Source organism: Pseudomonas rhizoryzae, assembly GCF_005250615.1.
GTDB lineage: Bacteria > Pseudomonadota > Gammaproteobacteria > Pseudomonadales > Pseudomonadaceae > Chryseomonas > Chryseomonas rhizoryzae.
In genome coordinates, this window is record NZ_SULM01000006.1 from 115,857 (window position 1) to 132,612 (window position 16,756).

19 protein-coding genes are annotated in these 16,756 nt (G+C 63.4%); 6 read left to right on the forward strand and 13 right to left on the reverse strand.

All coding sequences use genetic code 11. The features are described from left to right. Positions 1-58 precede the first annotated feature (58 nt). On the reverse strand, positions 59-1,597 hold the full coding sequence (gene murJ / locus FAZ11_RS11160; protein WP_058772407.1) for a murein biosynthesis integral membrane protein MurJ: 1,539 nt from the start codon (positions 1,595-1,597) through the stop codon (positions 59-61). A 246-nt stretch (positions 1,598-1,843) separates the two neighbouring features. Here murJ and rpsT point away from each other — a divergent pair, with 246 nt between their 5' ends. Then, positions 1,844-2,122 carry a 30S ribosomal protein S20 gene (rpsT, locus tag FAZ11_RS11165; RefSeq protein ID WP_058760758.1) on the forward strand — a complete coding sequence of 93 codons (279 nt, stop codon included), beginning with the start codon at positions 1,844-1,846 and terminating at the stop codon, positions 2,120-2,122. Positions 2,123-2,218: 96 nt separating this feature from the next. Here the strand turns inward: rpsT and proB are convergent, their stop codons facing one another. The 4 genes from proB to rplU all read right to left on the reverse strand — a co-directional run bounded on the left by proB (position 2,219) and on the right by rplU (position 5,462). Further along, positions 2,219-3,337, reverse strand: coding sequence for a glutamate 5-kinase (gene proB / locus FAZ11_RS11170; RefSeq protein ID WP_058772406.1), 1,119 nt, complete (start codon positions 3,335-3,337; stop codon positions 2,219-2,221). A gap of 15 nt (positions 3,338-3,352) precedes the next feature. After that, a complete protein-coding gene (gene cgtA / locus FAZ11_RS11175; RefSeq protein ID WP_058772405.1) occupies positions 3,353-4,564 on the reverse strand; it encodes an Obg family GTPase CgtA in 1,212 nt (403 codons plus the stop codon). 296 nt (positions 4,565-4,860) lie between these two features. After that, entirely contained in the window at positions 4,861-5,121 is a 261-nt protein-coding gene (rpmA, locus tag FAZ11_RS11180) for a 50S ribosomal protein L27 (protein ID WP_058760761.1), read from the reverse strand. 26 nt (positions 5,122-5,147) lie between these two features. Then, the gene (gene rplU, locus FAZ11_RS11185; protein WP_007160791.1) at positions 5,148-5,462 is read right to left on the reverse strand and encodes a 50S ribosomal protein L21; all 315 of its coding nucleotides are present in this window, start codon (positions 5,460-5,462) and stop codon (positions 5,148-5,150) included. 400 nt (positions 5,463-5,862) lie between these two features. On the opposite strand from rplU, the gene FAZ11_RS11190 reads away from it, so the two are divergent. After that, a complete protein-coding gene (locus FAZ11_RS11190; protein WP_058760762.1) occupies positions 5,863-6,837 on the forward strand; it encodes a polyprenyl synthetase family protein in 975 nt (324 codons plus the stop codon). A gap of 136 nt (positions 6,838-6,973) precedes the next feature. Beyond that, entirely contained in the window at positions 6,974-7,228 is a 255-nt protein-coding gene (locus FAZ11_RS11195) for a PA4570 family protein (protein ID WP_058760763.1), read from the forward strand. A 4-nt stretch (positions 7,229-7,232) separates the two neighbouring features. Here FAZ11_RS11195 and FAZ11_RS11200 read toward each other — a convergent pair whose 3' ends face one another. The 7 genes from FAZ11_RS11200 to FAZ11_RS11230 all read right to left on the reverse strand — a co-directional run bounded on the left by FAZ11_RS11200 (position 7,233) and on the right by FAZ11_RS11230 (position 13,543). Then, positions 7,233-7,850 carry a BamJ family beta-barrel-assembly machinery protein gene (locus tag FAZ11_RS11200; protein ID WP_058760764.1) on the reverse strand — a complete coding sequence of 206 codons (618 nt, stop codon included), beginning with the start codon at positions 7,848-7,850 and terminating at the stop codon, positions 7,233-7,235. Positions 7,851-7,891: 41 nt separating this feature from the next. Beyond that, complete coding sequence (locus FAZ11_RS11205) at positions 7,892-8,050, reverse strand: DUF2256 domain-containing protein (protein WP_081319974.1); 159 nt, start codon at positions 8,048-8,050, stop codon at positions 7,892-7,894. Continuing rightward, a complete protein-coding gene (locus tag FAZ11_RS11210) occupies positions 8,047-9,597 on the reverse strand; it encodes a cryptochrome/photolyase family protein (protein ID WP_058772404.1) in 1,551 nt (516 codons plus the stop codon). The genes FAZ11_RS11205 and FAZ11_RS11210 overlap by 4 nt, the downstream gene beginning before the upstream one ends. Next, positions 9,594-9,899: a DUF6482 family protein gene (locus FAZ11_RS11215; protein ID WP_058760766.1), complete on the reverse strand. Its 306-nt coding sequence runs from the start codon at positions 9,897-9,899 to the stop codon at positions 9,594-9,596. Before FAZ11_RS11215 ends, FAZ11_RS11210 begins: the two co-directional genes overlap by 4 nt. Positions 9,900-10,032: 133 nt before the next feature. Next, entirely contained in the window at positions 10,033-10,521 is a 489-nt protein-coding gene (locus FAZ11_RS11220; RefSeq protein ID WP_058760767.1) for a TIGR00645 family protein, read from the reverse strand. A 74-nt stretch (positions 10,522-10,595) separates the two neighbouring features. Beyond that, positions 10,596-10,937 carry a PA4575 family protein gene (locus FAZ11_RS11225; RefSeq protein WP_058760768.1) on the reverse strand — a complete coding sequence of 114 codons (342 nt, stop codon included), beginning with the start codon at positions 10,935-10,937 and terminating at the stop codon, positions 10,596-10,598. 161 nt (positions 10,938-11,098) lie between these two features. Continuing rightward, positions 11,099-13,543 (reverse strand): Lon protease family protein, encoded by a 2,445-nt coding sequence (locus tag FAZ11_RS11230; RefSeq protein ID WP_058767377.1) that lies wholly within the window; start codon positions 13,541-13,543, stop codon positions 11,099-11,101. 227 nt (positions 13,544-13,770) lie between these two features. Here FAZ11_RS11230 and FAZ11_RS11235 point away from each other — a divergent pair, with 227 nt between their 5' ends. From FAZ11_RS11235 to FAZ11_RS11245, 3 genes are all read left to right on the forward strand, one after another. Continuing rightward, positions 13,771-14,115, forward strand: coding sequence for a hypothetical protein (locus FAZ11_RS11235; protein WP_058767376.1), 345 nt, complete (start codon positions 13,771-13,773; stop codon positions 14,113-14,115). Positions 14,116-14,184: 69 nt separating this feature from the next. Continuing rightward, complete coding sequence (locus FAZ11_RS11240) at positions 14,185-15,048, forward strand: EamA family transporter (RefSeq protein WP_058772403.1); 864 nt, start codon at positions 14,185-14,187, stop codon at positions 15,046-15,048. Between the two features lie 38 nt (positions 15,049-15,086). Continuing rightward, on the forward strand, positions 15,087-15,584 hold the full coding sequence (locus tag FAZ11_RS11245) for a gluconokinase (protein ID WP_240043549.1): 498 nt from the start codon (positions 15,087-15,089) through the stop codon (positions 15,582-15,584). Between the two features lie 17 nt (positions 15,585-15,601). Here FAZ11_RS11245 and FAZ11_RS11250 read toward each other — a convergent pair whose 3' ends face one another. Further along, the gene (locus FAZ11_RS11250; protein ID WP_058772402.1) at positions 15,602-16,396 is read right to left on the reverse strand and encodes a thymidylate synthase; all 795 of its coding nucleotides are present in this window, start codon (positions 16,394-16,396) and stop codon (positions 15,602-15,604) included. Positions 16,397-16,756: the final 360 nt, after the last annotated feature.

The following is a 16,756-nucleotide window of genomic DNA, read 5'->3' on the forward strand; positions in this document are numbered from 1 at the left end:
ATCCGGATGCCCGCCGTGAGGACAGGCGTACGCCCGGCTTCGTGCGATCCCCTGGCCGCTACATCACTGCCCGTCGATTGAAGTCGCGCAGCCGGAAACCAAGCAGGAAGAGACTGGCGAAATAGGCCAGCACCCCAGCCGCCACCAAGCCACCGAGACGCAGCAGGCGCTGCCACATCAGGCCGTCGCTCCAGTTGGGCAATATCTGCATGAGTCCGAACAGCACGGCGCTCATCGCCATCACGGCGACCAGCAGCCGCAGCAGGAAGCCCAGCCAGCCGGGCTGGGGCATGAATAGGTTATGGCGGCGCAACTGCCAGAATAAAAGGCCCGCGTTGAGACAGGCCGCCAGACCTATGGCCAGGGCCAGACCCACGTGCTGCAGCGGACCGATCAGGATCAAGTTGAGCACCTGGGTCACCACCAGGGTGAAGATGGCAATCTTCACCGGCGTCTTGATGTTCTGCTGGGCATAGAAGCCCGGCGCCAGCACCTTGACCAGGATGATGCCCAGCAGCCCCACCGCATAGGCGATCAGGGCGCGCTGGGTCATCAGGGCGTCATGGGCGTCGAAGCGACCGTACTGGAACAGCGACACCGTCAGCGGCTCGGCCAGCAGCGCCAGGGCCGCGGCGCAGGGCAGTACCAGCAGGAAACACAGCCGCAGGCCCCAGTCGAGCAGGCGCGAATACTCCTGGCGATCGGCCTTGGCATAGGTACGCGACAGGGCCGGCAGCAGGATAGTGCCCAAGGCCACGCCGAGCACCCCGGAAGGCAGCTCCATGAGGCGGTCGGCGTAGTACATCCAGGACACCGAGCCGGCGGCGAGGAAGGAGGCGAAGATGGTGTTGATGATCAGCGAGAATTGGCTGACCGAGACCCCGAGGATCGCCGGCCCCATCTGCCGCATGACCCGCCAGACACCACTGTCGCGCAGATTGAGGCGGGGCAGCACCAGCATGCCGATGCGCTTGAGGTGCGGCAGCTGGTAGAGGAACTGGGCCAGACCACCCACCAGCGTCGCCCAGGCCAGCGCCATGATCGGCGGATCGAAATACGGTGTGAGGAACAGCGCGAAGATGATCATGCTGATGTTGAGCAGCGTCGGCACGAAGGCCGGCACGCTGAACCTGTTCCAGGTATTGAGCACCGCGCCGGCCAGGGACGCCAGGGAAATCAGCAGAATGTAGGGAAAGGTCACCCGCAGCAGACTGGAGGTGAGCGCGAACTTCTCCGGAGTATCGGCGAAGCCCGGCGCGGTGATCCAGATCACCAGCGGCGCCGCCAGCATGCCCAGCACTGTGACCACCGCCAACACCAGGGTCAGCAGACCGCTGACGTAGGCCAGGAAGGTCCGGGTGGCCTCCTCGCCCTGCTGGGCCTTGTATTCGGCGAGGATGGGCACGAAAGCCTGGGAGAAGGCCCCCTCGGCGAAGATGCGACGCAGTAGGTTGGGCAGCTTGAAGGCGACGAAGAAGGCATCGGTGGCCATGCCGGCGCCAAAGGTTCGGGCAACGATGGTGTCACGCACGAACCCCAGCACGCGGGACAGCATGGTCATGGAGCTGACGGCGGCCAGGGACTTGAGCAGATTCATGGATAGGGACAGACTCGATGGATACAGCAGGAAAGCGGGCGCCAGGAGTCGCTGGAGCGCAGTCGCGCCGCCTGGACAAGAGGCCGAGTGTAACGAGGCCCTTCATCGGCGACCAGCCGGATATCCATCCAGACGGCCTTGACAGGCGCCGCCAGGGACGTCAAGATTCGCGACCTTAATTTAGCTCTGTACTTGCTACAGAGTTCGCTCTGTACCTAATACAGTCTTTTTCGAAGGAGCTCCACGGTGGCTAACTCCCCCTCCGCCAAAAAACGCGCCAAACAGGCTGAGAAGCGTCGCAGCCACAATGCGAGCCTGCGCTCCATGGTGCGTACCTACATCAAGAACGTCGTCAAGGCGATCGAAGCCAAGGACCTGGAAAAAGCCAAGTCCGCTTATGTTGCTGCCGTTCCGGTCATCGACCGCATGGCCGACAAGGGCATCATCGACAAGAACAAGGCCGCTCGCCACAAGAGCCGCCTGAACGCGCACATCAAGGCCCTGGCTATCCCCGCCGCTGCCTGATAAGCGTTCGAATAAAAAACCGGCCTCGGCCGGTTTTTTATTGTCTGCGATTTGAGGAACCGGACACCTCCAGGGAGGCGCCGGGATCCGGAGGCGTCAGACCAGAACCAGATTGTCTCGATGGATCAGCTCAGGCTCATAAACATAGCCCAGCTCGACGACGATGGCATCGGAAGGCCTTCCCAGGATGCGACGCGCCTCAGTCGCACTGTAGTTGACCAGGCCACGCGCCACTTCGCGCCCATCGGGCCCCATGCAGGCGACCATCTCGCCGCGGCGGAAATTACCTTCCAGTTCCTGCACCCCTACCGGCAGGAGACTGCGATGACCGCCGACCAGGGCTTGCACCGCACCCGCATCCAGCCGCAGCGTGCCACGCACTTGCAGATGCCCTGCCAGCCACTGCTTGCGCGCCGCCACCAGGCCACGCTCGGGTGACAAGAGGGTACCCAACTGCTCGCCTTGCTGCAGACGGCTGAGGACCTGCTGGATACGCCCACCAACAATAACCGTATAGGCACCGGAGCGGGCCGCCAGCCGCGCGGCGCGCAGCTTGGTCTGCATGCCGCCACGCCCCAGGGCACCACCAGTACCGCCAGCGACCAGATCCAGGACCGGATCGTCCGCCCGCGCCTCACTGATGAGACTGGCCTCGGGGTTACTGCGTGGATCAGCGTCGAACATGCCATCGCGATCGGTGAGGATGACCAGCAGATCAGCCTCGACCAGATTGGCCACCAGGGCGGCCAGGGTGTCGTTGTCGCCAAAGCGGATCTCGTCGGTGACGACGGTATCGTTCTCATTGATCACCGGCACCACGCCCAGACTGACCAGGGTGCGTAGGGTACTGCGGGCATTGAGGTAGCGCTTGCGGTCCGACAGGTCATCATGGGTGAGCAGGATCTGAGCGGTCTGCACCTGATGCTCGGCGAAACTGGACTCCCAGGCCTGCACCAGACCCATCTGCCCTACCGCGGCGGCGGCCTGCAACTCGTTGATGGCGGTTGGCCGCTGAGTCCAGCCGAGCCGACTCATGCCAGCCGCCACCGCACCCGAGGACACCAGCACCAGCTCGATACCCGCTTGGTGCAGCGCCACCATCTGCTCGACCCAGCCAGCCATGGCGCCGCCATCGAGGCAACGGCCGTCGTCGGTCAGCAGGGCACTGCCGATCTTCACCACCCAGCGCTGGGCGCCAGACACCTGATCACGCATGGGCAAGCTCCTTTCTTACCGTACGTAGAAGATTTCCGGACCGTCGCCGTCGTCTTCGTCATCATCGAAGTCGTCGTCTTCGTCAACCGCCTTGACGCCCGAACGCCGCAGGGCACGCTGATCGTCCAGCGCCTGCAGCCGCGCCCGCGCCTCGTCCTCGATCCGCTGATCGAGTTCTTCCAGCGCCTCGGCGTAGGCCGGATCCTCGGCGATGCGCAGGGAGCGCTCGTCCAGGTATTGCATGATCGCCTGGCAAAGCGCCTCGGTCCCCTCGCGCTCCAGTGCGGAGATGACGAAGACCGGACCCTGCCAGTCCAGACGCTCGACGACTGCCTTGAGGCGCTCTTCGCGCTCCTCGTCGAGCAGTTGGTCGGCCTTGTTCAGCACCAGCCAGCGGTCACGCTCGCCCAGCGCCGGACTGAACTTGGTCAACTCGTTGATGATGGTCTCGGCCGCTTCGGCCGGATCGCTCTCATCCAGCGGCGCCATGTCGACGAGATGCAGCAACAGGCGAGTCCGCGCCAGATGCTTGAGGAAACGAATCCCCAAGCCCGCGCCTTCGGAGGCCCCCTCGATCAGCCCCGGAATGTCGGCGACCACGAAGCTCTTGAAGCGGCCCACGCTGACCACCCCGAGATTCGGCACCAGGGTGGTGAAGGGATAGTCCGCCACCTTGGGCTTGGCGGCCGACACCGCGCGGATGAAGGTGCTCTTGCCGGCATTGGGCAGACCCAGCAGGCCGATGTCCGCCAGCACCTTGAGCTCCAGCTTGAGATCGCGCTCTTCGCCGGGCTTGCCCGGCGTGGTCTGCCGCGGCGCACGGTTGGTACTGGATTTGAAACGGGTATTGCCCAGGCCGTGCCAACCGCCCTGGACGACTCGGATGCGCTGGCCGGGCTGGGTCAGGTCACCGATGATTTCCTGGGTCGCCGCATCGATCACCGTGGTACCCACGGGCACCGGCAGCACCAGGTCTTCACCCTTGGCGCCGGTGCATTCGGTACTGCCACCCTTTTCACCGTTCTGCGCGGTGAAACGCCGGGTGTAACGGTAATCGACCAGGGTGTTCAGGTTGATGTCGGCTTCGAGCCAGATCGACCCGCCATCGCCACCGTCACCACCATTGGGGCCACCCTTCTCGATGAATTTCTCCCGGCGGAAACTCATCATGCCGTTGCCGCCGTCACCCGCTTTTACGTGTATGGATACTTCATCGACGAATTTCATCTGGACCTCCCGCGCTCGCGGGCCGCTGCAAACAAGGAACTAGTGTGGTGTTTCAGAAGTTCGCGCAAGAATTGGCAAGTGTTTTTTTGGCGGTTCGGCGTTCCGACTGGGCTAGGCGTCGCGACGAGTCATAGCAGGGCTATGGCGAGGAGTGGCAACAACGCCCAGGCGGTCCGCCGCTGCGGCCGAAAAAGCGCCGCCAAAATTGTGCAGGTAACTTCTGAAACACCACACTAGCTTAACTACAAACGAAAAAGCCCCGTCGGGTAGACAGGGCTTTTCTTCCGTCACAGGCCTTAGGCGGCGGTGACGATGCTCACGTAACGACGGCCGAAGGCGCCCTTCACGTCGAACTTGATCACGCCGTCCACTTTCGCGAACAGGGTGTGATCCTTACCGAGGCCCACGCCGTAGCCGGCATGGTACTGAGTGCCGCGCTGACGCACGATGATGTTACCGGCCTTGACGACCTGGCCGCCGTACAGCTTCACGCCAAGGCGTTTGCTTTCGGAATCGCGACCGTTACGAGTAGAACCACCCGCTTTTTTGTGTGCCATGAGTCAATTCTCCGTTAGAGGCGAGATCAGGCCTGGATGCCAGTGATCTTGATTTCAGTGAACCACTGACGGTGGCCCTGACGCTTCATGTGATGCTTACGACGACGGAATTTGATGATGGTGACCTTGTCGTGACGGCCCTGGGCGGTCACTTCGGCGGTCACTTTGGCACCATCAACGACCGGCAGACCGATCTTGACGTCGTCACCGTTGCCAACCAGCAGAACCTGGTCGAAGGTGACGGTTTCACCGGTGGCGATGTCGAGCTTCTCGACTTTCAGGTATTCGCCTTCGGCGACCTTGTATTGCTTGCCACCGGTAACGATAACTGCGTAGGACATGGTAAATCTCCGTTAAACCTGCTCACCCGGTGCTTTATAAGAGGTATCGTCGACCGGCATGGCTGCACGGGATCGGAAGGAGCGCCGTGCAATTGCGTAAGACAGGGGGTTAACCCTAGGAATGTTCAGGGCCCGCGATTCTACGCAAGCAACCGCTCGGAGGCAAGAGCCTCCAGCCCGCGCCTTGACAGCCCCCCACCCCACCCCTAGCATGCCGCGCAACCTCGTTCAGCGGCCATGCCGGGCCGGTGCCTGTCTGAAGCGGCAGGTGCGGCGAGCCGCGGGAGCGCGATGGCAGTCCTTGGGCATGGCACTTTGGCCGGTCCCTAGGGCATAGTCTGGCGGTCATGCGCCATCCGGCCGCCTGAATATTGCCCGGAACTCCAGTGGACACCTCTCAATGACGCAGCAATCCCAGTCCTTCTATCGCGTGGTGACGGACGATTTCGCCGCCGTGGACGGCATCATCCGCCAGCAGCTGACTTCGCGTGTGCCGCTGGTCGAGAAGATTGGCGACTACATCGTCTCCGCTGGCGGCAAACGTCTGCGTCCGCTCCTGGTGCTGCTGGCCGGCAAGGCGCTCGGGCGTGCTGACCATGACCTTCAGTTGCTGGCGGCCACCATCGAGTTCCTGCATACCTCCACGCTCCTGCACGACGACGTCGTCGATGCCTCAGGCATGCGCCGTGGCCGCTCCACCGCCAACGCGCTATGGGGCAATGCACCGAGCGTTCTGGTCGGCGACTTTCTCTACGCCCGCTCCTTCGAGATGATGGTGGCGCTGGGTTCGATGGAGGTGATGCGCATCATCTCCCAGGCGACCCGCGTCATCGCCGAGGGCGAGGTGCTGCAACTGTCGAAAATCCGCGACGCCAGCACCACCGAAGAGATCTACATGGAGGTCATTCGCGGCAAGACCGCCATGCTCTTCGAAGCCTCTACCCATAGCGCAGCGATCCTGGCCGGGGCCAGTCCCGAACAGGCGGAAGCCTTGCGGCGCTATGGCGATCACCTGGGTGTAGCCTTCCAACTGGTCGACGACCTGCTCGATTATCAGGGCGATGCCGCCACCCTGGGCAAGAATGTCGGTGACGATCTGGCCGAAGGCAAGCCGACCCTGCCGCTGATCGTGACCATGCGCGAAGGCACGGCCGATCAGGCGGCGCTGGTACGTCAGGCGATCCGTCAGGGCGGCAGCCAGGATCTGGAAAGCGTTCGCGCGGCCGTCGAAGCGGCCGGCGCCCTAGACTATACCGCCCGCAAAGCCCAGGAATTCGCCGAACGGGCCATCGAGTGCCTGGAAGTGCTGCCTGCCAGCCCCTACCGGGACGCCCTGGCCGAGCTCGGCCAATTTTCGGTCGCGCGCACCCACTGACAATCCGGTTCCAACAGAAAAGCCCGCCGTCGAAAGACCGCGGGCTTTTTCATATCCGACCAAAAAAGTCAGGTAATCGGCTTGCTATTTTGCTAATAAGAATTATTCTCACAAATAGCAACACAGGAGCTCTCCCATGACTTATCTGATCGACGCCTGGCTGGACCGGCCCCATCCCTATCTGCGCATCCTCAACCGGGAAACCGGCAAGGTCTGTGCGGAACTGGACGAGACGGCCCTGGAAGAACTCAAGGATCTGGGCGAGCTGGATCTGCACAGCCTCACCTCCAGCGAACCCCGGGTGGTGAAGGAACAGATCCGCCAGGTCTTCCTGTTCAGCTACGCCCTGGCGCTGCGCCCGGAAAACGAAGCGCTACGCCTGGACGTCTGAGCTCTCAGAGGACGTCGAGCAATTCGACGTCGAACACCAGCACGCTGTGCGGCGGGATGCTGCCGACGCCCTGGGCGCCATAGGCCAGTTCGCTGGGCACGTGCAGCCGCCACTTGCTGCCGGCCGGCATGAGTTGCAGGGCTTCGGTCCAGCCGGCGATCACGCCACCCACCGGAAACTCGGCAGGCTGGCCACGCTCGTAGGAGCTGTCGAAGACACTGCCGTCGATGAGGGTGCCGTGATAGTGGGTGCGCACCTGATCTTCACGGGTAGGCGTAGCGCCCTCCCCCTGAGTCAAGACTTCGTATTGCAGACCGGACGGCAGCACCACGACACCAGGTCGCTCGGCGTTGGCCTTCAAGTAGTCGACACCCTCCTGAGCGGCAGCGGCGGCCTTGACCTTGGCCTCTTCCTGCATGCGCTCACGGATGACGCGGAAGCTGGCGTTCAGCGCCTCGACGTCCACCTTGGAGGCTTGGCCATCGAAGGCTTCGGTGAGGCCGGCAAGCACGGCGGCCAGTTGCATGCCGGGGACCGGATTCTGCCGCAACTGATCGCCCAGTTGGCGGCCGATGCCGTAGCTGACGCGGGCTTCGTCGGTGTCGAGCAGGATGTCGTTCATAGCAGCCTTTCCATCGTGAAAAAGGAGCCGAGCCTAGCACATCAGGGATGCGGATCGCCGCCACTCGGGTGGCCGCGCTGACGTCGACAGCGCTCGGAGCAGTAACGTACCTCGTCCCAGTTCCTCTCCCACTTCTTGCGCCAGGCGAAGGGGCGCTGGCAGACGGGACAGATCTTGGTGGGGAGATCGCTCTTTTTCATAGGGATTCTCCGGCATCCAGACGCGCCAGCAATTCCTCGCCCCGCTGCCACAGCGCCTGCTGTCGCTCCGGCGCCTGGCGGTCTAGATTCCGATAGAGATTGTGCATGCGGGGATAACTGGCGAAACGGTGGCGATGGCGGATCAGGAAGTGCCAGTAGAGGGCATTGAAGGGACAGGCCGTCTCGCCCAGAGACTCGCTGACCTGATAGTGGCAACCCTTGCAGTAGTCGGATTGCCGCCGGATGTATTGGCCACTGGCGCAATAGGGCTTGCTCGCCAGGTAGCCCCCGTCCGCATGCATGACCATGGCCTGGGTATTGGGTAGCTCGACCCACTCGAAGGCATCCAGGTAGACCGCCAGATACCACTCGCCGAGGGCCTGGGGGACGATACCCGCCAGTAGGGCGAAATTGCCGGTGACCATCAAGCGCTGGATGTGATGGGCATAGGCCAGCTCCAGTGTCTGGCCGATGGCCTCACGCATGCAGGCCATGAGTGTCTCACCGGTCCAGTAGAATTCCGGCAAGGGGCGCGTATTGCCCAGGGCATTCAACTCGGCGTAGTCGGGCATGCGCAGCCAGTAGATTCCACGAACGTACTCGCGCCAGCCGATGAGCTGTCGCAGGAAACCCTCGGCACTGTTCAGCGGCACCCGGCCCTCGCGATAGGCGCTATCCAGGTCGGCGCAGAGGCGACGCAGGTCCAGCAGGCCAACGTTGAGGGCGGCGCTGATACGGGCGTGATGGAGATAGGGCTCACCTCTTGCCATGGCGTCCTGGTAAGCGCCGAAATCGTGCAGCCCGGTGTCCAGGAAGTGTTGCCATAGCCGCTCGGCGTCCCCGCGCGTCACCGGATAATCGAAGCCGTCCAGCCGGCCATAATGATGGGCGAAGGCACGGCCGACCAGTTCGAGCACCTCGCGAGTGCAAGCATCGGGAGGGCAACCGAGCGCGGCGGGAACGTCATGGTCCCTGGGCAACGCCTTGCGATTCTCCTTGTCAAGATTCCAGGTGCCGCCACAGGGCTCTTCGGGCCCCGCCATCAGCCAGCCGTGGCGCCGGCGCATGCCACGGTAGAAGGTCTCCATCCTCAGATTGGTGCGCGAGCCGGCCCAGCGGGCGAAAGCCGCTCGGCTGCAGAGAAAACGATCATCGCCGTACCACTGCAACGACACCGCCAGCTCGAGCTCCCTTAGAGTCTGCTCCAGACGCCATTCGCCGGTTTCGGTGATCCCCACCTCGGCTACGTTCAATTCGCGGGCCCAAAAAGCGATCTCGGCAGCTAGCGAGCCCTGGTTTTGGGGATCGTCGAGGGTGCGGTACTCGACCCGAAAGCCGCGCTCGCGCATCTCGACGGCGAAATGCCGCATGGCACTGAAGATGAAGGCGATCTTGCGCGGATGATGAGGCACGTAGGAGGCCTCGCTCATGACCTCCGCCAGCAGCAGCACGTCTTGCACCGGATCGGCAGCGCGCAAGGAAGCCAGTTCTGGGCTCAGTTGATCGCCAAAGACCGGCAGCAGGCGCCGGACGGCGCCCTCGCTCAAGAGGCGTTCCGGTAGTTCAGCGGGATTTTCAGTGGCTCGGCGGAACGTGGCGCCATGCCCACCATTTCGTCATAGGCGCTGTGCTGGATGAGAAAGCACGGCAGCGCCGGCAACTCGGCCAGCAGACGGCGAGCCTGGGCGGCCGAGCCGAGCCGGTAGAAGTGCCCATCGCGCCCCGTCAGCCGCGCACGGCCATCCTGGGTGAGCACCTCGAGCACATAGAAGCCGCCTTCAATGGAGAGCAAATTGAGTTCCCGGACCTCTCCGGCCTGGGCGCGCTGGGTCAATTCCGGCAATTGCATGGGGACCTCCGGGTCGAGGTCGGCACCAGAAGCGGCGCCGATCCGTATTCGACAACCTAGGACAGACAAGCGCAGCGGCGCAATCCACAAAGCGTAAGCGGAGATGCCGGGGCCAGACGAACGGCAGCCTCTCCTAGTGCTTGGTCAGACGATCCAGATAACCCATGGCGAAGGCTGAGATCACGAACACCAGATGGATGATCACGTACCACTTCAGGTATTCGGGATTGGTGTTCTGGGCATCCATGAAGATGCGCAGCAGATGAATCGAGGAGATGGCGACGATGGACGCGGCCACCTTGTTCTTCAGCGATCCCGAATCCATCTTGCCCAGCCAGCTGAGCTTTTCCGAGCCTTCGTCGATATCCAGTTGGGAGACGAAGTTCTCGTAGCCGGAGATCATCACCATGACCAGCAGGCCGCCAACCAGCGCCATGTCGATCAGCGATAGCACCAGCAGGATCAGCTCGGCTTCGGTGGATTCGAAGATATGCGGCAGGACGTGGAAGACTTCCTGGAAGAACTTCAACGCCAGCAGGATCAGGGCCAGCGACAACCCCATGTAGATGGGCGCCAGCAACCAACGGGAGGCGTAAAGGACTTTTTCGATCAGACGTTCCATGCAGACTCGCTCGGTTCAGGACAGCCGCGCGAGTATACCTACACCGCTACCGCCGACAATGCGACGGCTTGTCGTCAGGCATCGGGCCCGACCTGGAAGCGCACCTGATGATGGGCGCGTTCGCCGTTCATCTTGCGCAGTTCGCCTTGCATGTGCAGGCGCCAGATCTGGGTTTCTTCGACCTGGATATAACCCTGTTCGACCAGATTCTCGGCGATGGCGGTCATGACGCCTTCGGCGGCCTTGGGTCCGTGGAAGGGGCCCTGGGCTTTAATGGCCGTGGGCTGCTGGCCATTGAGACCGGCGGCGCACAACAGCGTCCACAGACCCTGTTCCTGACCGAGGGGCTTGATCTCGCATTCGATGCGGGTGACGAGGCCCAGGCAGGGACGGATCAGGGTGATAGTGCGGGACATGGCGTCATCCTCTCGAAGCGCTCGATACTCGCCGGTCCTAGGCCAGGGCTATCCACACAAGCTGTGGACAACTCTGTTGGTCAACAGGGGGCAAGCGGATCTGGGCGCCGTGCTACTTGGGCTGCAGCGCCTTGTACAAATTCCGACCTGCCCCCTGGGGCTCAGTTCTGCTCCGCTTCGTTGTTTTTGGCTTTTGCCTTGGAGTTATCACTGAGTTTGTCGGCCAGTTCATCTTCCAGTTCGAGTTCGGCAATGTCCTTGAGACGCTGTACCACCCGCGCGTTGACGCTGCCCTCGGGGAAGCGGCCATGGGCATCGGGTGCGCCGGCCGGCTCGCCGACCAGCAACGAAAGGGCCTCGTCTGCCTGACGGACGGCATAGACATGGAACAGCCCTGCACGGACCGCTTCCAGCACGGTTTCGTCGAGCATCAGGTTGGTCACGTTGGCGCGAGGAATGATGACCCCCTGCTCGCCGGTGAGGCCACGGGCCTGGCAGAGACGGAAGAAGCCTTCGATCTTCTCGTTCACGCCACCGACCGGCTGCACCTCGCCGAATTGGTTGATGGAGCCTGTGATGGCGAAACACTGCTTGAGCGGGGTGCGCGACAGCGCGGAGATCAGGGTGCAGGCTTCGCCCAGGGAGGCGCTGTCGCCGTCGACATAGCCGTAGGATTGCTCCAGGGCGATGCTGGCCGAGATCGACAGCGGGAATTCCTGGGCATAGCGACTGCCCAGGTAACCGGTAAGGATCATCACGCCCTTGGAGTGGATGGGCTGGCCGAGGCTGACCTCGCGCTCGATGTCGAGGATGCCGCTGGCACCGGGGTAGACCGTGGCCGAGATGCGCGCCGGCATGCCGAAGGCGGAATCCGCCACTTCCAGCACGGTGAGGCCGTTGCACTTACCCACCGCCGCGCCCTGGGTGTCGATGAGGATGAGGCCGGTGAGCATGTCGTCCAGCACCCTGGCGCAGACGCGCCCGGTACGGGTCTCCTTGGCCTTGAGGGCGCGTTCGACATGGCCCTTGTCGGTACGCTCGTCCCCTGCCAGCTGGCGGATGAAATCGGCCTCGCTGACCAGTTGGAAGAGATCGCCGATGCGGGCCGACAGGCGCCCCTGATGCTCGGCCAGCCGCGCGCTGTAGGTAGCCAGGCGGGCGACGGCAGCGGACGTCAGGGGCGCCATGCCCTCCTCCGAGGTGCGCGTCTTGAGCAACTGGGCGAACTGCTCGAGGCTTTCGTCGCGCAGTGGCAGCTCCTCATCGAAGTCCACCAGGACCCGGAACATCTCCTGGAAGTCCGAATCGACCTCCTGCAGGGTGTAATAGATGTTGCGCGAGCCGATGATGATGACCTTGAGCTGCAGCGGGATCTGCTGCGGCGCCAGGCTCATGGCGGTGAGCCGCCCCAGTTCGGCCAGCGGCGACTCCATCTTCAGCTGGCGCGAATGCAAGGCGCGCTTGAGAGCGTCCCAGACGAAGGGCTCGGTCAGCAGCTTTTCCGCCTCGACGATCAGGAAGCCACCATTGGCGCGATGCAGTGCACCCGGACGCAGCTGGCGATAGTTGGTGTAGAGCGCGCCCTGGTCGGACTGGTACTCGATGCGACCGAAGAGGTTGTCGTAGGTCGGGTGGGACTCGAACACCACGGGCGCGCCGCCGGTGGCATGGTGGCCGATGATCAGGTTGGGCTCGTACTGCTCGCGCAGCTCCTTGCGCCTTTGCATGTCGGGCTTGGCGTCGTCGGCCAGTTGCTCGACCACCGTCTTGAGCAGGTCCACCTGCATGGCCTGCAGGTAGGCGCAGACGCCGGGGTTGTCGTTGTACTTCTCCGACAACGGCGCCAGCAGCGGTTGCAGGGCCTGGATGATGGTGTCTTCGTTCAGCGCCCGTAGCTGGTTGCTCGATTCCCGGCGCCATTGCGGCAGGCTCGACAGCTCTTCGTTGAGCTGCTCTTCGAGACTGGAGATGTCGGCGTGGAAGCGCTCACGCTCCGCCTCGGGCAACTGGGCGAATTCGGCTTCATCCAGCGCCTTGCCGTCCTTCATGGGGGTGAAGGCGACATTGTTGGCATCGCGGTAGAGGGCGATCTCCTTTTCCAGGGCGAGCTTTTCCACCACGTCCAGCGCCTGGTCGTAGCGCTGGTTGAAGGCACGCTCGATGGCGTTCTTCTTCTGCTGGAAGGCCGGATGCTCGAACACCGCCGGAAAGGTGGCCAGCAGGTTGTCGATGAAATGGGCGATGTCGGCCACGAAGGCCTCGCCTTCGCCGGGCGGCAACTCCAGGACGCTGGGTGCGCGGGGTTCGTCGAAATGATTCAGGTAGACCCAGTCGTTCGGCGTAGGCTGACGCTTGGCTTCGGCCTTGAGATAGCGCTGGACGAAGGAAAAACGTCCGGTGCCCGGTTCGCCCATGACGAAGACGTTGTAGCCGGGGCGCGGCATGGCTACCCCGAACTGCAGGGCTTCCACCGCGCGCTCCTGCCCCAGGATGCCGCGGAAGGGTTCGAGCTGATCGGTATCGGTGAAGGAGAATTGTTCGGGAGCGAAGGGGCGGGTCAGCTCATCAGGAGCGAGCCGGAGACCGGCCGCGACGGGATCGTGCATCGTAAGTCCTTGTCAGGCATGCAAGCAGTGTCCGCATTCTGCGACCGGTTCGACGAGGTAGGCAAGGCGAGCGGCGCTCTGCCGTGCAATTTGTCAGCGCGCCGAAAGCGGTTGCAGCGACGTCCGTCGGCCATTTTCCACGGCTGCGTTTTTTGACGAATTTCTCACAGGACGCTGGCTAAGCTGTAGGTATGGGGATCAGTCGTTGGATCCCGTGAGGAGGCCCGATGGCTGTCTTCCGTCGTATCGCGCTGTTGTCCGCCCTGCTGTCCATGCTGACGGCCTGTGCCAGCTATCACGATCAATTGATCGCCCAGGGGTATCCGCCCGCCTATGCCGATGGCTTCAGCGATGGCTGCCAGACCGGCAAACAGGCCGTGAACGGCATCGGCTACGTGCACAAGGATCTACGCCGTTTCGCCGGGGAAAAGCCCTATCAGCAAGGTTGGGACGCCGGCTACGCACAATGCGTGCAGACCGCCCAACGCGATGAGCAGGAGCGCTTTCACGAGCAGCTGCGGGAGAATCGTGAAAGCCCCGAGCAACTTCACCTGCGCTCCAAAACACGCTGAGGTCGCCGTCGTCCTTGCGTGCCCGGGGAGATGACCTATGCTGGCGGGCCCGCTAGTCGAGCCCTGCCGATGTCTTCCCGCTCCCCACTGTTCGCCGTCGCCCTGCTGCTGGTCGCCATGACCTCGATCCAGGCGAGTGCTAGCCTGGCCAAGACGCTCTTTCTGCGCCTCGACCCGGTGGGCGTCACCACCTTGCGCCTCATCTTCGCCGCCTTGGTCCTGCTGGCCGTCCTACGGCCCTGGCGCACCTTCCGGCGCGAAGCCCTGGGTAGTCTGGTGGGCTATGGTGTCGCCATGGGCGTGATGAACCTGAGCATCTACCTGGCCATGCAGCGCCTGCCGATCGGCATCGCCGTGGGCCTGGAATTCGTCGGCCCCCTGGTGGTGGCGCTGTGCGCCCTGCGCCGCTGGCTGGATCTGCTGTGGATCGCCCTGGTGATCGCCGGGCTGGCGGTCTTGCTGCCCTTCGGCCACAACACCTCGGCGCTGGACCCGCTGGGCACGGCCCTGGCCTTGGGCGCCGGCGCCTGCTGGGCGATCTACATCGTGCTGGGCAAGCGGGCGGGCGCGGTACACGGCACCGGCACGGTAGCCTGCGGCGCGGCCATCGGTGCCCTGGTCATCCTGCCCATCGGCATCGTGCACAGCGGCAGCCATTTGCTGCAACCGACGATCTGGCCACTGGCGTTGGGGCTGGCACTGCTGTCCACGGCCATTCCCTATGCCCTGGAAATGGTGGTATTGACGCGCTTGCCGGCCGCGACCTTCGGCACCCTGATGAGTCTGGAACCCGCGCTGGGCGCTTTCTCCGGCTGGGTGTTCCTGGGCGAGATCCTGGGGCTGCCACAGTGGTTCGCGCTGGCCTGCATCATCGCCGCCTCCATAGGTGCGACCTGGAGCAGTCGCCTACGGCCGGAGCAAACGCCGCTCTAGGGACTCTATAGCGAGGCGAACCCTCACGCGGAGTGCCGATGATGATCTACCTGATAATGGGCGTCTCGGGCAGTGGCAAGACCACCCTGGGCGAATTGCTCGCCAGCCGATTGGGCTGTCGTTTCGACGACGCCGACACCTTCCACAGCCAGGCCAACAAGGACAAGATGGCCCAAGGCATCGCCCTCACCGATGAGGATCGCTGGCCCTGGCTGGACGCCATCCATGCGGCCATGCAACAGGCCCAAGCCGCAGGCACCACCCGGGTGTTCGCCTGCTCGGCGCTCAAACAGGTCTATCGCGACCGCCTGCTGGACGGCCTCGAAGGCGTCCGCCTGCTGTTCCTCAAGGGCTCACCGGAACTGCTGGCCGAGCGTATCGGTAGCCGGCGCGGGCACTTCTTCGATCCCAAGCTGCTACAGAGCCAGCTCGACACCCTGGAAGCACCCGGCCACCTGGATGCCCAGGTACTGGACGTGCGCAAGTCACCCGAGCAATTGGTGGACGAGGTGCTGGAGCGCGACCGCACCGCCTGAGCGATCCGGTCGCCGTCTCAGACCGCGACCGGTGCCTTGATATGCGGATGGGCTTGGTAGCCTTCCAGCTCGAAATCCTCGAAGCGGAAGGCGAACAGGTCCTGTACCGCCGGGTTGAGCTTCATGGTCGGCAACGGCAGCGGCTCGCGGGTCAGTTGCAGATCGGTCTGCTCCAGATGGTTGGCATAGAGATGGCAGTCGCCACCGGTCCAGATGAATTCGCCGGGTTGCAGGCCGGTCACCTGGGCCACCATCAGCGTTAGCAGCGCATAGCTGGCGATGTTGAAGGGCACGCCGAGGAAGATATCGGCGGAACGCTGGTACAGCTGGCAGCTCAGGCGGCCGTCGGCCACATAGAACTGGAACAGCGCATGGCACGGCGGCAGGGCCATCTCGTCCACCAGCGCCGGATTCCAGGCTGAGACGATCAGCCGCCGCGAATCGGGCTTGGCGCGGATCATGTCCACCACCCCGGCGATCTGGTCGATGTGGCGACCATCCGGTGCCGGCCAACTGCGCCACTGGTAGCCGTAGACCGGACCCAGCTCGCCGTTCTCGTCGGCCCATTCGTCCCAGATGGAGACGCCGTTGTCCTTCAGGTAGCGGATGTTGGTATCGCCCTGCAGGAACCACAGCAGCTCGTGGATGATGGATCTGAGGTGACACTTCTTGGTGGTGACCAGGGGGAAGCCGTCGGCCAGATCGAATCTCATCTGGTAGCCGAAGACGCTGTAAGTCCCGGTGCCGGTGCGGTCGCTCTTGAAGGTGCCGTGTTCGCGCACATGGCGCATCAGGTCGAGGTACTGTTTCATGGGGGCCGCTTATTCGTTGCAATGCTTCGAATTTTAGCAAACAACGGCCCTCACCCTAACCCTCTCCCAGAGGGAGAGGGGATGAAAGGCCACCCCGCTGCTGGCTGGCGGGCAGCGAGGATTGCTGTTTCGCATCTGCCGTTCGGTGCGTACCTGCGACGGCCCTCACCCTAGCCCTCTCCCAAAGGGAGAGGGGATAAAAGGCTACCCCGCTGCTGGCTGGCGGGCAGCGAGGATTGCTGTTTCGAATCTGCCGTTCGGTGCGTACCTGCGACGGCCCTCACCCTAGCCCTCTCCCGGAGGGAGAGGGGATGAAAGGCCACCCCGTTGCTGGCTGGCGGGCAGCGAGGACTGCTGTTT

Bases quoted from the DNA above. Each gene is read 5' to 3' on its own strand.
- murJ (WP_058772407.1), bottom strand. From the start codon at position 1,597: ATGAATCTGCTCAAGTCCCTGGCCGCCGTCAGCTCCATGACCATGCTG.
- proB (WP_058772406.1), bottom strand. From the start codon at position 3,337: ATGCGTGATCAGGTGTCTGGCGCCCAGCGCTGGGTGGTGAAGATCGGC.
- cgtA (WP_058772405.1), bottom strand. From the start codon at position 4,564: ATGAAATTCGTCGATGAAGTATCCATACACGTAAAAGCGGGTGACGGC.
- rpmA (WP_058760761.1), bottom strand. From the start codon at position 5,121: ATGGCACACAAAAAAGCGGGTGGTTCTACTCGTAACGGTCGCGATTCC.
- rplU (WP_007160791.1), bottom strand. From the start codon at position 5,462: ATGTCCTACGCAGTTATCGTTACCGGTGGCAAGCAATACAAGGTCGCC.
- FAZ11_RS11190 (WP_058760762.1), top strand. From the start codon at position 5,863: ATGACGCAGCAATCCCAGTCCTTCTATCGCGTGGTGACGGACGATTTC.
- FAZ11_RS11195 (WP_058760763.1), top strand. From the start codon at position 6,974: ATGACTTATCTGATCGACGCCTGGCTGGACCGGCCCCATCCCTATCTG.
- FAZ11_RS11200 (WP_058760764.1), bottom strand. From the start codon at position 7,850: ATGAACGACATCCTGCTCGACACCGACGAAGCCCGCGTCAGCTACGGC.
- FAZ11_RS11205 (WP_081319974.1), bottom strand. From the start codon at position 8,050: ATGAAAAAGAGCGATCTCCCCACCAAGATCTGTCCCGTCTGCCAGCGC.
- FAZ11_RS11215 (WP_058760766.1), bottom strand. From the start codon at position 9,899: ATGCAATTGCCGGAATTGACCCAGCGCGCCCAGGCCGGAGAGGTCCGG.
- FAZ11_RS11220 (WP_058760767.1), bottom strand. From the start codon at position 10,521: ATGGAACGTCTGATCGAAAAAGTCCTTTACGCCTCCCGTTGGTTGCTG.
- FAZ11_RS11225 (WP_058760768.1), bottom strand. From the start codon at position 10,937: ATGTCCCGCACTATCACCCTGATCCGTCCCTGCCTGGGCCTCGTCACC.
- FAZ11_RS11230 (WP_058767377.1), bottom strand. From the start codon at position 13,543: ATGCACGATCCCGTCGCGGCCGGTCTCCGGCTCGCTCCTGATGAGCTG.
- FAZ11_RS11235 (WP_058767376.1), top strand. From the start codon at position 13,771: ATGGCTGTCTTCCGTCGTATCGCGCTGTTGTCCGCCCTGCTGTCCATG.
- FAZ11_RS11240 (WP_058772403.1), top strand. From the start codon at position 14,185: ATGTCTTCCCGCTCCCCACTGTTCGCCGTCGCCCTGCTGCTGGTCGCC.
- FAZ11_RS11245 (WP_240043549.1), top strand. From the start codon at position 15,087: ATGATGATCTACCTGATAATGGGCGTCTCGGGCAGTGGCAAGACCACC.
- FAZ11_RS11250 (WP_058772402.1), bottom strand. From the start codon at position 16,396: ATGAAACAGTACCTCGACCTGATGCGCCATGTGCGCGAACACGGCACC.